The organism is Butyricimonas sp. (assembly GCF_019423355.1).
GTDB lineage: Bacteria > Bacteroidota > Bacteroidia > Bacteroidales > Marinifilaceae > Butyricimonas > Butyricimonas faecihominis.
Window position 1 is genome coordinate 271,385 of record NZ_JAHZBP010000004.1, and the last position, 15,495, is coordinate 286,879.

Genomic DNA, 15,495 nt, shown 5'->3' on the forward strand with positions numbered 1-15,495 from the left:
ATTAATTTGTTGAATCATGAAAAATAAGTTTATGAAAAAGATATGGCTATTATGGGGAATTATTGCTCTTGTTTGGGCTTGTGACACGGAACAAAAGGTGATTGATACGGGTGTTTCTAATCCTTATTTTGACGGGACAATTATGGATTATTTACGTTCGAATGATAAAAACTGGGATCTGACGGTGGAGATGATTGAGCATGCCGATTTGACGGATTTATTCGAGGGACAGGTGGATACTTGTCCGGAAATTACGTTCTGGGCTCCGCCTGCCTATTCTATTTTGCGGTTTATGCTGGAGTCGCAGAAAGCTGCGGTTCCCGGTGAGATTTATACGAAAATTTCGGATATGCCTAAAGAATTGTGCAGGACGTTCCTGTTGAAACATGTGGTGAGCAAGAAATATTTGAAGTCGGATATTGCTTACATTAATAAAGATTATTTTATCAACGAAGAGAAACAAGATGGGGGAACGGATATGACTTGTATCGGAGGCAACAAGATTCGAGCTTATTTACGAGGGTCTTCATGGGCCGGAGTTGCAGAGGCTGGGGCCGTGACACTTAATCTTTATTCTATGGAGCACGGGGAAATCCCTGTGGCTTCACCGGATATACAGCCCAAAAATGGTGTTGTACATGCATTAAATTACAGTTATAATTTTGGAAAAATATAAAAATTTAGAAGATGAGAACGCTAATAATACTTTTTATGCTGACTATCCCATTCTCGATGGTTAATATAGGATGTCAGGATATTGAAATCGGATATTTGATTACGGAGTATGCCGGGTATAGTTTAGATTCATTAGTAATAAATTATGAACTGGATGCAACACCCCCAGAAGAGGTATCGAATCCTGAATATCAAATGTATTTGGATATGGGATTTAGCCCGGAAGAAATTGCGATGTTTTTTCAAATTTACCCGACAATGTTAGTTGGGGGTGGAGAAGATTGGCTGCGGGTGACTTATGGTATGCCTTGGACAAGTACCCCAATTGAAGGAATAGAGGGAAGTAACCCGATCTGGTGTCAGGTGAAATCAATTACTTCGGAGGGCGGGGATGCTGATAAATTAGCCGCTTGTATTTCTGTCCGGGGGAATGGTGTCCTTTCTGTTCCGGTGGAGAATGATGTTCCTCGGGGAAGGTATAGTATTTCTTTAAACTTTTGGAATGAGGGCAGGTCAAAAGATGTGAATAACTGTTTTACGATTATCGTGAGATAATAACGATACGTGAATTGTATGATCGGGTGGGAGCGAATGGCTCTGCCCGATCATTTTTCGTGATATTATTTTTTCCATCTGATCGTTCGAGAATCCGGATTTTTGCGTAAGTTTGTCTCCATGAGTGGTGAGAATTGTATCATGGAAGAAGTTTTCTCTAAAATAAAGAATGGAGACCAAGGGGCATTTGAACAAGTGTTTCGGATGTTCTATATGCCATTGTGCGATTATGCAGTCATGATTCTTGGTGATCAGGCGGAGGCAGAGGATGTGGTGCAGGATCTTTTCACGTATCTCTGGAAAAGTCGGCAGGAGGTTCGGGTGCAGGAGTCCGTGAAATCTTATCTTTTTACTTCGGTACGTTTCCGGGCTTTAAATGTATTGAAACATAAAATGATAGAGCGAAAACATGGAGCGTCATTGATGGCGTTTATTGAAGATCTACAAAATTCTGATTACTCGGAAGAGGAGATGCAACGTGTGGAGCAAATAAAAGAGGTTCTGCAAACTTTACCTGCGCAATGCCGGACGGTGTTCACGATGAGTTGTTTAGACGGGAAAAAATACAAGGAGATTGCGGATGAATTGGGGATATCGGTGAATACCGTGAAGTCTCACGTGATGAAAGCGTATCGGGATATTCGAGCTAGGGTAGGTGGAGAACACACTTCCGTATTGCTTTTTATTGCTTTACAAGGCCAAAGATAGATGACATGAATTGAATATATAGGTCTTGATAATCAGATCTTTTTTTAATGTGTGATATTTTTCTTGAAAAAAGTTCATTTTTAACTCACCTTCTTTTGAAGGATGATTGTCGTATAGGAAAATAGATACAAAATGAACGATTTTCTGGAAAATAATTGGGAGCGTTTGACTTCTCTGTGGCGAAGGCCGGAGGAGGGAGAGCTATCTCAGGAGGAAAAAAAGATATTGCAACAACAATTCGAGATCCGACAGGCCATGCACGGATTGAGTTCCCATCGTTATGACGTGGATAACGCATGGCGGAAAATACAGCCGAAAAGGGGTAGAAAATGGATGTTGTCGGTTTGTAAATATGCGGCCATATTTGTATTGGGTGTTTCTTTGGTTTATGTCGTTACCCGTCCGGAGCCGAAGGAAAAAATTGTACGTGCTGAAGTGATAAAACCCGGTAGGTTACAGGCAGAATTGCGTTTGGGAACGGGAGTACGGTTAGCATTAAACGAGCATCAAGGAGTTTATTCCTCGGGAAATGCGGGAGTGGAGATCGTGAATGACACGGTGACGGGGAAAGTTTCTTACCATATTAATGAAGAGTCTGATCAAAATTCATTGATAATTAATGAATTGATTGTGCCTAAAGGTGGTGAGTATTCTCTAGAATTACCCGATGGGACTATAGTTTGGGTTAATTCAGAATCCTCTTTACGTTTTCCAGAGAAATTTGCACTAGATCAGCGAGAGGTGTTTTTGGAAGGAGAGGCTTATTTCGAGGTAAAAAAAGATACAAACCGACCTTTCTACGTGCGTACGGAAGCTGGAAATGTGCGAGTATTGGGAACATCCTTTAATGTGTGTGCTTACCCGGAAGATCGTTTTTGGCAGACCACTTTGATTGAAGGCTCCGTGATGATTGCACGAGGAGAGGAAAAAGTGTTGATGAAACCCGATGAGCAGTATCAAATTAATTTGAAAACCGGAAAAGGGGAGCTAAAGGAAGTTCTACCGGAATTGTACTCGTCTTGGCGGGATGGAAAATTTTATTTCAAAGCGTATACATTTGAAGAGTTAGTGGGGAAATTAGAACGATGGTATGACTTCACCATGTTCTACACGAGCGAGAGTATCAAAAACCGCCGTTTCTCGGGGGTGATCAACAAGCATGAACCTTTACAGGATATGTTGAAATTCTTGGAAATGACTTCTGATGTACAATTTAATATAAAAGGAAATGTGGTGACAGCCAGTTTGAAAAATAATAAATAACACGGTAAAAAGAAAGAACGAGAGATTGCGGCTCTCGTCCTGATTCTTAACCCGTGAGGATTAATAAATAACAATGTAATTACAAATCTATGAAAAAAAATGATGATGTAGGCTTATTCTACTGGAAAAGTAGAATAAAAAAAATGTTATTGCTTATGAAGCTAGTTTGTTTTGGAATTTTAATTGGGTTGATGCAAGTACATGCTACAACTTACGGGCAGGCGGAAAATGTGTCGTTTGAGCAAAAGCGGATGACGATAGACCAAGTGTTTAATACAATTACGTTACAGTTACAGTATGATATTTTTTATAGTGATGACGAACTTGATATAAAACAAGTCGTGGAGATTCCGGCATTGAGGGCGAATATTGAAGATGTTTTAAAAGCTGTTCTAGGAGAGCGATTCTCGTATCAATTTATTGGTAAGACTATTATCATATCACCTGCATCGGCGGACCCACAAGTTAATAAGAAAAGTGTTCGACTGAAAGGATTCGTGTATGACGAAAAAAAAATACCCATGCCTGGGGTTACCATTCAAGTAGTGGGAACTTCTGTCGGTACGGTATCTATCAATAATGGTTGGTTTGCCATTGATTTGCCGATATTGAAAGGAAAATTGAAGTTTTCTTTTGTGGGCTATAAAGATCAAGAAATAGAGTTCACGGAAAAAACAGACACGCTTCACATCTATATGAAAGAAGATGTTTCAAATTTGGATGAGGTGGTAGTACGGGCTTACGGTTCTCAGAAAAAACGCGAGGTAATCAGTGCCATATCCCGGGTGACGGCAGAAGAAATGAAAGAATTACCCACGGCAAGTTTGGTAAATATGTTGCAAGGCCGGATGGCGGGAGTGATGGTGGTGAACCAGTCCGGGGCACCGGGAAGTGCCCAGATGGTAGCTATCCGGGGGTATAATTCCTTGATGACGAGTGGGGCTAGCGATGGTCAGCCGCTTTACGTGATAGATGGAGTACCCATGCACTCATTCGTGTCTCCGGTGTCCGGTACCAACACGATGGCGGATATTGACCCTGCCATGATTGAATCCGTGGAGGTGTTGAAAGATGCGGCAGCTGCTTCTATTTACGGTTCTCGTGCGGGGAACGGAGTGATTTTGATTACGACAAAAAAAGGACGAGCCGGTGAAGCTAAATTTTCTGCAAACGTTTCTTATTCTGCTTCTCAATTAATGGCATATCCCGAGCAGGTTGGAGGACGGATGGAGCGGATTATTAATTTGGAACGATTGAAAAATGATCGGGGTGCGATGTATGACTACACCACCAGGAAATGGAGTTGGCCGACTTCTTATGAAGATGTTTACGAGGCTTTTTCTGGAACGTATGATGGTTTTTGGGGAAACGGACATCTGCAACAAAAGATTTCAGACTATTTACAAGATAGTTTGAACCCGTATTTCAACAATAGCACGAACTGGTGGAAATACGTTTATAAAACGGGAAAAATCTTGAATGCCAATCTTCAGGCATCCGGGGGAAGTGAGCGCATGCAATATATGGTTGGTGCCGGGTATTACGAGGAGACGGGTATTGCTATAAATAGTTCTTACGGTCGTTACAATTTATCCTCTAATCTGACGGCAAAGCCCACGAAAGGATTGGATTTAAATGTGCGATTGTATCTGGCTTATACGAACAAAGATCGGGATACCCGAAATTTGATGTCTCATAATCGTTTTGAGGTAATAACGGCAGATCCTAGTAGTACCTCAACGTTGCTCTCTAATTCTTCCGAGGTGGAAGCAGAATGGTTGAGAAATGCGAATGCGAAAAAAGATAAATCCGATGCTTACCGGGCAATGGGATCTGTTTATTTGCAATACGCTTTTTGGAAAGGGTTCTCGTTGACGGGAAGTGCTAGTGTCGATTTCTCTCAAAGTAATTCTAATATCTTTTCTCCGAGTTGGTTAGATGCTTCAAGCTGGGAAGAGAATAGATCGGAAGGATCTATTTCCCGTTCGATTACGGTTTTGGGGAACGTGCTGTTACGTTATAACAAGTCGTTTAAGGAAAAACATAATTTAGAAGTTTTGCTGGGAATGGATATCAATAAAGAGCAATATCATTATATCAACGGTCATGGTAGAGGAGGTCCTAGTGACAATATTTACTATTATAATCCGAATATTAATCAGCCGATCAAGAATCATGGATACGGAGATTATGAGAATTGGGAATCCATGACGAGTTACTACTCTGATTTTAGGGAGAAAACGATGTTGAGTTACTTTACCCGTGTGGGATATAACTACAAACAGCGTTATTTGGTGGAAGGAACTCTTCGTCGCGATGGTTCTTCTACTTTTGGAGAGGATCATCGTTGGGCGACATTCCCTTCTGTTGCCGTGGGGTGGGCTTTTTCGGAGGAACCCTTCATGCGTTGGGCTAGCTGGCTTGACTGGGGAAAATTACGAGCAAGTTATGGTACTTCTGGGCAAATATTTACGGATGAATACCTGGCTCACGGGTTAATGTCTGTCGATAGTGATGCGTTTATGGAGAATAATGGCATGATCCCGAACACGATGATCAGCCCGGACTTGACTTGGGAGAAATCTGAACAATATGACATCGGTTTGGACTTGGATATGTTTGATTACCGGTTAAAGATGAAATTGGATTATTATTATAAGTTAACTTCATCGTTGATTTATAACGTTGAACTGCCGGGTACGATCTTGCTTGCCGGTGCGCGGACGGAAAACGCTATGGAACTGTCTAACGAGGGGATCGAATTGGAGTTGGAAGCGGATATTTTAAGGAATCATGCTGTGTTGTGGCGGACGAAGTTTAATATTTCCCGTAACTGGAACCGTTTTGAAAAATCCTATGATGGGAAAGATAAAGATGGGCTTATTATTGGACGCCCCACTTCCGGATTGATGGTCTATGCGGAAGACGGTTTTTATGACTCGGATGATGAAGTTCCGATAAATTGGAAAATAGATGGTAGTCAAGAATATTTAGGAACTAGTGTGGACCCTATGACGGGTACGAGTGGTATGGTCGGACGGCAAAAGTTATTGGACCTGAATGGGGACGGTAGAATCGGTACTGATGATATGTATTACGTGGGGACAGCACAACCGTTGGCTTATGGTGGATGGGTGAATGAATTGACATGGAAGAATTTTAGTTTGAACATGTTGTTTAATTATGCGTTGGGACGAAGCATGATTAATATGAGACCTAAATCTATCTATCAAACTGTAATTAATGTGAATCCCACTGATATGGATTTTTGGGAAAAACCTGGAGACGATGCTGATTATCCGTTTTTTGGTTATGATTTTGAGATGCAAACGGACAAGCGGGTGGAGAAGGTACATTCCGTTAGTTTGAAACAGTTGACCGTTGGATATGATGTAGCTAAAAAGGTGTCAAAGAAGATAGGATTCTCTGGTATCCGCTTTTTCGTCACAATGGAGAATTTATTTTATCTGAGTAATTATTCCGGGGAGAATCCGGAGGTGGTTGATGTGTATAAAGGCATTGATAGTGGAAGTGCTTATCCGTTGCCAAGAAAATATTCGATAGGTTTAACTCTTAATTTTTAGTGAGATGAGAAGATTGATTTATGGGATAATGATGTTATTACTTTTTGCCCGGTGTGCCGATTTTATTGATGTCGTTCCGGAAAATTCAACGACGTTTACAAGTTTTTTTCAAACGGAGAAAGATGCAGAGGCTTTGCTGAACTCGTTGAAATCTCAGGAACGAAAAATGGTGTTGAACCAAATTTATGAACCACATGTCTCTGCCGGCTTGCTCGTTGACTCGACTCAAGATCTTGAGATCAATCAGGCAAAAGGTTTAGATATAAATGTCTATACCCGTGTTAATTGGAAGGAATATTATAGAACGATCAATTATGCCGATGTGATTTTAGATAATCTACATCGTTTCCCTCTTTCTGACGAAATCCTAGATATATATGCGCTACAGGCTTATTTTTCCAAAGGCTTGGCTTATTACTATCTTGCTCAGCGTTGGGGAGAATGTCCTATCACGAAAGGCTCCTTGTACATGGATAAAATAGCGAAAAGTCCGGTCGGGGATGTTTTGGAGGAAGCGACCAAGTGGGCTTTGAAGGCGATGGATCTGCCGACGTGGGAGAATCTGAAGGACTCTGACGGGAAACAACGAGGAACCAAGCAATATGCGTCGAAAGGTGCTGCGGCTGCCTTATTGGCTCACATTTATTCTTGGAGAGCCGAGATTGAGGGAAAGCCGGAATTTTGGGCGGAAGCCGAGAAATATTGTTCTATGATCATCAATGGTGAGGTGGGTAACTATTCGTTGGCCAAGGATCCGGAAGAGGTGTGTACCGGGGTGTTGCTTCGTGGGCATGCGGAGAGTATATGGGAGATATACAAGACAAAAACGGAAATGTTGACCCCGGAGGCTTATTTTCAGGCACAATTTGTGGAGTTTCCTGTTAAAAAGAATTCACAGATGAACCCGAGCAAATGGCCGATGTATGCTGTCAGGAAAACGACTGTCAATACGATGTATGACAAGGAGGATTTGCGTCGGAACGCTTATTTTACTTGGTTGGATGCAGATTCCATATTTATGTACAGTCAGGGTAAGGAACTGGTGGCGGACACGATGCGTCCGAAGGAAGGTTCTTACGACAATGATTTGGAAAACGGGGATATCGGTTTGCTGACCTTTGATAACGATGACATTGAGTTTGCGTACGTGAACGTTTTCCGGAATGCGTTTTACGAGCTTGATTCTTGGAGTGGTAAATTAAATTACCGAGGAATGGATATGGACAAAATCGTGTGGCGTTTGGCAGATATTCTTTTGTTACGGGCGGAGTGTCGTGCGAGACAAAATCTTCCTAACGCGGCCGATGATTTGAATGCAATTCGGGAACGGGCATACGGTAACCGTATGCATGATTATGATCCGGCTAGAGATGGTGATTTACAATATGCCATTTTCCATGAGAGGGAGAAAGAGTTGTTTTTCGAGTTTGATCGTTTTTATGCTTTGCGCAGAAACGGACTTGACTATGTGCGTAAGATTTCACCGCAATTTGAAGCTTTGACAGAGACAGATATTAAAAACGGAGCGTTATATTACGGTGTCCCTGATGATGCTTTTACGGCTAATGATTTAATGCGTCAAAATGTTTACTGGAATGAATTTTTACAATAAAGGAGCGGTTATGAAAACGACAAAATTTATAGCGATTATCGTTTTGTTGTGTGGACTTGGGGCCTGCACGAAAAACAATTTTATTGATACGGGAATTTGTAATGGTCGGTTCGACGGTTCGTTACTGGAGTATCTGGAAGCTCCGGCTAATTCTTATAATTGGGATTCCACGGCCCTTATGGTGTATCGTGCGGGTGATGACGTGGTACGCTTGTTCGAGGGGCAAGATCCAGATCATCCTGAAATTACCTTTTTGGGCATCACGAATCATAGCATTCGGCGTTATTTGCTGGAGCGGGGATTGAGTCAAGTTGCTGATTTAACTCCCGAGTTCTGCAAAAAAGTTTTGCTTTGTCACGTTTTGGACGGAAAGTTGTGGCGGGATAGCATTCCTTTGGGAGAGGATGGTCAAGGGGGAAATCTGATCAAGGGGGGAGCTTATTATACCACTTTGGGGGGAACCCGGTTAGCCATGTATACAAAAAGAGGAAGTTGGCAGGGAATTTCCGATATAGGTGCTTTGGCGATAACGATTAAATCCACTCATACATTATTAAAGTTAGAGGATGTTGTTTCCACGAATATAGAACCGGATCACAGTCTGGTACATGCGATGGCTTATTATTATGATTGGACAAATATGTCTGATGATTTACGTTGAACTTAACGACTGAAGAAATATGAGAATAATGACAATATTGATAGGATGTTTGCTTGTTTGTTGTTTTGCATGTCAAGAAAAAACAATCGGTTACTTGATCACGGAAAATGCGGGTTATGAACCGGATTCTTTGATTATTCCCAGCACGTTGGATCCGGAGAAAGATGCTATTCGGATTGAAAACAAGGCCCCTTGGATGACTTTTAGTTTGCAAGGGTACGAGGGTACTGCACCTATTACTTTTACGATCGAGTCGGTGACTTCTACGGCAGGGGAGGAGCAAGCCGCTTTGTTTAAGGAGGAGTTGACAATCCGTGGGGGCGGTGCTATGTTTTACCCGTTAGAACATAAAGCGGGAGCGGGGACGTATGTCGTTTCTGTTCGTCTGACCAACGAGGGGTATAGTCAGGTGATTGAAAATGCCTACACCTTTCTTATCGAGGAATAATATGTAAAAAGAAGTGGTATCAAAATGTATTTGGTACCGCTTTTTATTTTTTAATAAAAACGAAAGTACATGAGGTTCATATTATTAATGTTGCTTTGCGTGTTTACGCTGAATGTGTTCGGGCAGGGTATTGATTTCTTCAAAGGGAATTTAAGTGAAGCTTTGACAAAAGCTAGAAGTGAAAATAAAATTGTGTTTGTGGATTTTGTAGCTTCGGGGAGTGAGCCTTGTGAGCAAATGTCGGCAGAAGTTTTTTCACAAGAGATTATCAGTGCGTATTTTAACCAGAGATTTATTTGCGTGCAAATTGATGTTGAAAAGGAGAAAGAGCTTACCCAAAAGTACGATGTGACTCGAGTCCCGAGTATGCTGTTTTTTAGTCCGGAAGGAAAGATTGTCAAACAAATTGTAGGACCAATTTCTTTGACGGATTTAGTGCAGACAGCGATGTTTGTTGCTGGAGATCTTTTGTCATTAGAAGACCAATGGGTAGCTATGCAGGGAGATAAAAAGAATTTGGATTTGCAGCAACGTTTTTTGTTACAAGCTCCCGAATTGATGGCTACGATCAGGAACCAAAAGGAGTTGGAAAAATGGCAGTTTCGGGTAGAGAAAGTAATCAAGCATTATCTGGCGCAGAAACCGCGGGAAAATATGATTAATCGGGAGGATGCTAATCTCATCATGATGTATTGCTCGCAACCGCAGAAAAAGAATGAACCGGTGGAATTCATGATTCAACATTTAGAGGAATTCCAACGAATATTACCCGTGTACACGCTGGTTTCATTTTTTGCCAGTTACCAAGACAGGCTGGTACAAAGCATGGCTATGGATGGGGATCTTGAGTATAAACAACAGATAGCCAGAATAAAGGGAGATTTGAAATCGGTATTCGACTCGGTGAAGACGAAAAGTTTCTCCGTGGAGTATCTCATGACAGCTAAAGCTGATGCCTTTTACGCTTTGTATGCTCAAAAAGATCAAGCGAAATATGTTCGCTTGCAAAAGGAATTTTTTGATAAAATGGGAGATCTTGCCAGTCCGAGTGATTACCAGCGTGCCGTGGTTGCCTTGATGGATGCCGTTGCCAATAAGTTGACAGAAGAGTCTGCCACAGCAGCCTTGTCGTGGCTGGATAAGCTTTTGTCGGGGAATTCCGATATGGCGACACGGGTGAGGTATTTGATAATGGCAGGCGATTGCTATCAGGTGTTGGAAAACAACGAGAAAGCCAAAAGTTGTTATAATGAAGCTTACATGCTCTCATTCCAAACAGGTGATATTAATTTGCAGGTACGTTTGAGGGAAAAAATGGATCTGTTATCTTAAGTTATTGGTTTGTATAATAGTATATTAAGCAAAAATAATTAGTAATGTAACAGGTTTATCGATGCCTAACCAAAAAGTAATACCGGGGCTTTCTTTAGGTGCGTGAAGAATGGGTCACGGTATTACTTTCTTTTTATCAAGTTTTATTCCACGATCCATCTCTCGATATTCCGAGTATTATTATCAAAGTTAATCCCGATTTTGAACAACTGTCGGGAATCCGCTTCAAATGGTCGGGCGTAATGTTTCGCTTTGATTTGTTGCAAGGCTTCTTCGGCAGAACCTTCCAGTTTGAATTCCATCACGTAGATGTAACGGTCGGTTTGCAGTACGAGATCCACCCGGCCTTCGGATGTGTGATATCCCTCTTTCACGTAGAAACTTACAAGACGGAAAACAATAAAAAGTACGTTTTGATAGTGTACTTCCAAATCCCGGATCAACTCGTAAGGCGTGTCGGCAAAGAAGCTTTGCAGGCGATGCAGGAAGGCATCCGGTTGGTCGGTTCTAATCTCTTTCACGAATTGTTGGATCTCGAACGGAGACTCCACTTTATTCACGTTTGTATAGAAAGGCATTAGGAATTTGATAAATCACGGGGATAGGTTTTTCGTCGGTATAAATACTATTGAGGACCTCGGAATTCGTCTCTTCCTGAGACATCTGTTCGAGGTTATAATGATTTTGTTTCAATAATTCGACCAACTAGGTGGGAGTGCCTGTTTCGAACCAATAACTACCGAATTCCTAAGGCAAATTTTATGTCCCCGTCCATGGTTTTCAAGGCCCCGTAAAATGGTTTCAACGTGTTTCGGAATTCCCGTTGTAACTCGTCATTATTGATCGCTTGCAACATGGGTTTATCGTATTCGTCAACAAGGTAATGATTCGTACGTGTTATATGCGGAATATTTTTGTGACCCGTGGAATAATTTTGGGGAGATTATTTTACTTTTGCTGTAGAATTAAACACATAAAAATAGAGAAGAAATGACAGCAAATTGGTTTGAAGCGAAGGTAAAATACGTGAAAGTTGGCGAGGATGGAAAAGAGAAAAAGATGTCCGAGTTGTATTTGTTAGATGCGATGTCCTACACGGAGGCGGAGAGCCGGATCACGGAAAATCTGCGGGAGATGATTCAGGGAGATTTTTATATCGTGGGATTGAAGAAATCGAACATCACGGAGTTGGTGGAGTCGAATGACGGGAATGACGATAAGTGGTTCAAGGCGAAAGTGGCGATTATTGATGCGGACCAGATCAGTGGTAAAGAGAAAAAATCTCACCAGTATTATTTGGTGGCGGCAGCGGATATTGAGAAAGCGTTGGCTAATTTGCAGAAGAGCCTGTCAACCTACGTGGTACCTTTCGAGATCAGCTCTTTGACCGATACGAATATTATGGATGTGTTCCCTTATTTCTCTGATGACGCAGAGCAAGAAATCCCGTCCAACTTAAAGCCGTTGGGCGATTTTGAACAAGAGGCAGAGATAGACGCTTAGTGTAAAATATATTGAAATAATGGGGTTGTACAAAAAGTCAATTTTATTTCAAGAAACTCCTCCGTCACTTCGTGCCACCTCCTCTATAAACAGAGGAGGAGCTGGTGATTTACTCCGAAGATAGAGAGTATTTCAGCTCTCCCTCTGTTTATAGAGGGAGTACCCCGAAGGGGGGAGGGAGTTTGAAGAATGACTTTTTGTACAGTCCCATTATTATTTTAACACTTCATCTATAATCCGGTATTGCGTGTTGAAAAACAACCGTCTCTCGATGCGTCCGCTCCTAGAAAGAAGTGTGGAAATATGGCATAGCGAGTTAATCCATTCTTTTATCTTATTGAAATTGTCTTCCGAATCCTGTATCATCGAAAAGCTGAAATTCGTTTGGAACAAGGCGAGATGTTTGTTGCCGGAAAAGAAATAACTACTGGAAAAGCCCACGTTAATTGACGACACGAGAAAATCCGTTTCGGGTGGGAAGGGAATGCGGGGAGTACGGGTTCCGTTTAGTGTCTTTTCTAATTGTGAAAGTATAAGTTTGAGTTCATTTTTGATGTCTTCTTTTTCCTGTTCGGAAATAATATGTGTTTTGTAAAAATTACTTATCTCTTTAGATAATGCCCAAATTAGCGAGCTATCCCAAATATAAAAAACGTGTTGAAAGTTATACACGTCATGATATTTTTCACCGATAGTCGACAACCTAGGGGGAAGTTTCCACTGGGAAAAATTGTTATACTCGTCGGATTGCACGAAATAGTACCCCCATTTAAAGAACATGAATTTCATCATAAGCGGGGAATGTATGAAACATTCCAGAGGCAACGAGTGGTAGACATTCCCGCTCGTGCCGGGTTCGTCCCGGTTGATCTCTTCGATATGTTTAAAATTAAGGTCTATCATGTCACATAGGGTATCGATAGAGTGAAATTTTAACGGGGTTTCCAGTATGAATGGGAGCCATTGGATGTCTTCTTCTTGGTATAAAAGACTATCGAGCGAGATATTCAGAATTTTGGCCAGTATTCCCATTTCCCGGATGGAAAAATTTACTTTACCCGCCATCCTCCGGTAGACCGACTCTTTTTCCAGTTTCAGTATGTCCGACACCTGATTAATAAGTTCAGCTCTCTTGGAATTTCTTTTGTGTAGTTCCTCGATGAATTTATCATGAAGATCTTTTTTTCTCATGGTGGTTCTATTTAGTCATATACTCGATTCAGATAATTGTGAAACAATAATCAAATATAAACATAAATCCAGAGGATTTTTTTTAATATTACGTTAAAACGCGGGTTGTTTTAAGAATAGATTCTTCCTCTTGAATGATTCTCCGTTTCGGAGAATGGCAAAATGGTAAATCCTCTGAGATGGAGGATATGCAATGCCAACGTCTATTTATGGTATGGATAAAATCAAAAATGGCAGAAATTCCGCAAAAATGTATGATTGACCGCGGGGCAATGGACTAAAGTTGTCTTTTTCGGGCGATCTTGATGGCCTACTTTTGTATTTAGAATATAATATTATAAAAGCAAGCGAATGAAAAATAGAATGGTTCTAATGTTAACACTGGCGGCGATCGTTTTTGTCGGTTGTGTGAATGAGAAGGAAGATAAGTCGCCGGTAGGTGGCGGAGTGGCTGACGTGGCTTACATTTCTCTTCAAGTTAAAACAGAAAAAAACGAGGCTCGCTCCTCGGGTGAAAACGCGGGTATGAATGAAAGTGATTTGAAGACTCTCTACTTGATAACTTTCGACGAAACGGAAAAAGTGGTCGGTATACCCAAGACGACAGAGTACTATACCAAGATCGAGAATGCCGCTTCGAAACCGGATGCCATCAAAATCTCGGCGGCCTCTGAAAAGCTACTGGTGATAGCCAATCCGGGAGATAAACTGTTGGATGTGATTGAAAATATCAATGATCGAACCACCTTCTCCACGATAAATGCGGCAGTGAAAGAGGTTACCATGGCGGAGATTACAGATAAGGTGGACGCTATCGCCAAGGGGTTCACGATGATCAACAGCGGGAATGAGAGTGGGAAACAAGCTGGGGATAAAATTACCGATCCGTTGATTAGTCTTGTCGGTAAAATTCAAGTGGTGTCGAAGGACCTGAAAGAAGAGAATGCTATTGAAGAGGCCGAGAAAGAGGGTAACCGGGTCGACGTGAAAATTGAACGTCTGGCCTCTAAAGTGGAGTTGAAACTTAAAGGGGATAATAATGATAACGTCGTTGTTGAACCTACCGGGGCGACCTTCACGTTTAAAAACTGGACACTTGACGTGGTGAACAGTACGTTCTATCCTTTTGCCGAGAAAACCCTACTTACCGTGATTCATTCGTCCGGGGGAAGTTACGTCAGTAATTTTTATACCAAGGACCCGAATTTCACGGATGCCACGGGGATCGTGAATGCCTCGGTCAACCAGACGACGTATGAACCGGAACTGGTTGCCCCTTACTCTTGGATGGCGGCTGCAAACGGAATTTATTGCATCGAGAACACGATGAATGACAATGCCCAGATATTCGAGAATGCCACCCGTGTCGTGATCAAAGGGATATATTATCCTGAAAATCATGTCGGGACAGGAGATTGGTTTAGTTTTGCTGGTAAAACGTATGCTAATTTTGATGACCTGAAAGCGGCGTACAATGCCAGTGACGTGGGGCCTAACCTGAAGGCCGCCTGCGAGGCCATGTACTCTAGCATACGATCTTACGCGGATAAGCATAGTGATGTGAATCTTAGCGGGACATCGTTTAAAACCTTGGAAACATCCGATTTGGCGCAGGTTAAGAATGGAGGGGAAGTCCTTAAAAATGGGAAAACCCCGGTTATCCAGTGGTATCAAGAGGGCCTCTGTTACTATTATTACGAGATTCGTCATGATAATGATACTGATGAACACATGGCTTTCGGGAAATATGGTGTCGTGCGAAATAACTGGTATAAGTTGACCTTGGGTTTAGTGAAAGGTCCCGGAACACCTTGGTTCCCGGATATTGATAATCCCGGTCCCGGCGATCCCGATCCGGATGATCCTATCGATACTTCTACCGGGTATTTGGGAATCACCGTGGAGGTCGCACCGTGGATTATCTGGGAAAACGAGATCGACATTTAATGATTGAGAATCTGGA

12 protein-coding genes and 1 pseudogene are annotated in these 15,495 nt (G+C 41.9%); 11 read left to right on the top strand and 2 right to left on the bottom strand.

Annotation, left to right across the window (positions count from 1 at the left end):
* Positions 1-31: 31 nt before the first annotated feature.
* The 9 genes from QVC79_RS07600 to QVC79_RS07640 all read left to right on the top strand — a co-directional run bounded on the left by QVC79_RS07600 (position 32) and on the right by QVC79_RS07640 (position 10,838).
* The gene (locus tag QVC79_RS07600) at positions 32-676 is read left to right on the top strand and encodes a fasciclin domain-containing protein (RefSeq protein WP_151411506.1); all 645 of its coding nucleotides are present in this window, start codon (positions 32-34) and stop codon (positions 674-676) included.
* An 11-nt stretch (positions 677-687) separates the two neighbouring features.
* Positions 688-1,230 (top strand): hypothetical protein, encoded by a 543-nt coding sequence (locus QVC79_RS07605; RefSeq protein WP_124315764.1) that lies wholly within the window; start codon positions 688-690, stop codon positions 1,228-1,230.
* A gap of 120 nt (positions 1,231-1,350) precedes the next feature.
* Positions 1,351-1,938, top strand: a complete 588-nt coding sequence (locus QVC79_RS07610) for an RNA polymerase sigma-70 factor (RefSeq protein WP_270592342.1) — start codon at positions 1,351-1,353, stop codon at positions 1,936-1,938.
* A 132-nt stretch (positions 1,939-2,070) separates the two neighbouring features.
* Positions 2,071-3,201 (top strand): FecR family protein, encoded by a 1,131-nt coding sequence (locus QVC79_RS07615; RefSeq protein ID WP_270592344.1) that lies wholly within the window; start codon positions 2,071-2,073, stop codon positions 3,199-3,201.
* A gap of 155 nt (positions 3,202-3,356) precedes the next feature.
* Positions 3,357-6,785, top strand: a complete 3,429-nt coding sequence (locus QVC79_RS07620; RefSeq protein ID WP_270592347.1) for a SusC/RagA family TonB-linked outer membrane protein — start codon at positions 3,357-3,359, stop codon at positions 6,783-6,785.
* Between the two features lie 4 nt (positions 6,786-6,789).
* Positions 6,790-8,397, top strand: a complete 1,608-nt coding sequence (locus tag QVC79_RS07625; protein WP_270592349.1) for a RagB/SusD family nutrient uptake outer membrane protein — start codon at positions 6,790-6,792, stop codon at positions 8,395-8,397.
* 10 nt (positions 8,398-8,407) lie between these two features.
* A complete protein-coding gene (locus tag QVC79_RS07630; RefSeq protein WP_270592351.1) occupies positions 8,408-9,058 on the top strand; it encodes a hypothetical protein in 651 nt (216 codons plus the stop codon).
* A gap of 28 nt (positions 9,059-9,086) precedes the next feature.
* Positions 9,087-9,506 (top strand): hypothetical protein, encoded by a 420-nt coding sequence (locus tag QVC79_RS07635; RefSeq protein ID WP_270592352.1) that lies wholly within the window; start codon positions 9,087-9,089, stop codon positions 9,504-9,506.
* A 69-nt stretch (positions 9,507-9,575) separates the two neighbouring features.
* A complete protein-coding gene (locus QVC79_RS07640; protein ID WP_270592353.1) occupies positions 9,576-10,838 on the top strand; it encodes a thioredoxin family protein in 1,263 nt (420 codons plus the stop codon).
* 143 nt (positions 10,839-10,981) lie between these two features.
* Here QVC79_RS07640 and QVC79_RS07645 read toward each other — a convergent pair.
* Positions 10,982-11,718 (bottom strand): annotated as a pseudogene (locus QVC79_RS07645) (PD-(D/E)XK nuclease domain-containing protein); the annotation flags it as partial.
* 110 nt (positions 11,719-11,828) lie between these two features.
* Between QVC79_RS07645 and QVC79_RS07650 the strand changes: the two are divergent.
* Positions 11,829-12,341 (top strand): DUF4494 domain-containing protein, encoded by a 513-nt coding sequence (locus QVC79_RS07650; protein WP_270592355.1) that lies wholly within the window; start codon positions 11,829-11,831, stop codon positions 12,339-12,341.
* 213 nt (positions 12,342-12,554) lie between these two features.
* Here the strand turns inward: QVC79_RS07650 and QVC79_RS07655 are convergent, their stop codons facing one another.
* Positions 12,555-13,532: a hypothetical protein gene (locus tag QVC79_RS07655; RefSeq protein WP_270592357.1), complete on the bottom strand. Its 978-nt coding sequence runs from the start codon at positions 13,530-13,532 to the stop codon at positions 12,555-12,557.
* A gap of 351 nt (positions 13,533-13,883) precedes the next feature.
* Between QVC79_RS07655 and QVC79_RS07660 the strand changes: the two genes are divergently transcribed.
* Positions 13,884-15,479 carry an Mfa1 family fimbria major subunit gene (locus QVC79_RS07660; protein ID WP_270592359.1) on the top strand — a complete coding sequence of 532 codons (1,596 nt, stop codon included), beginning with the start codon at positions 13,884-13,886 and terminating at the stop codon, positions 15,477-15,479.
* Positions 15,480-15,495: the final 16 nt, after the last annotated feature.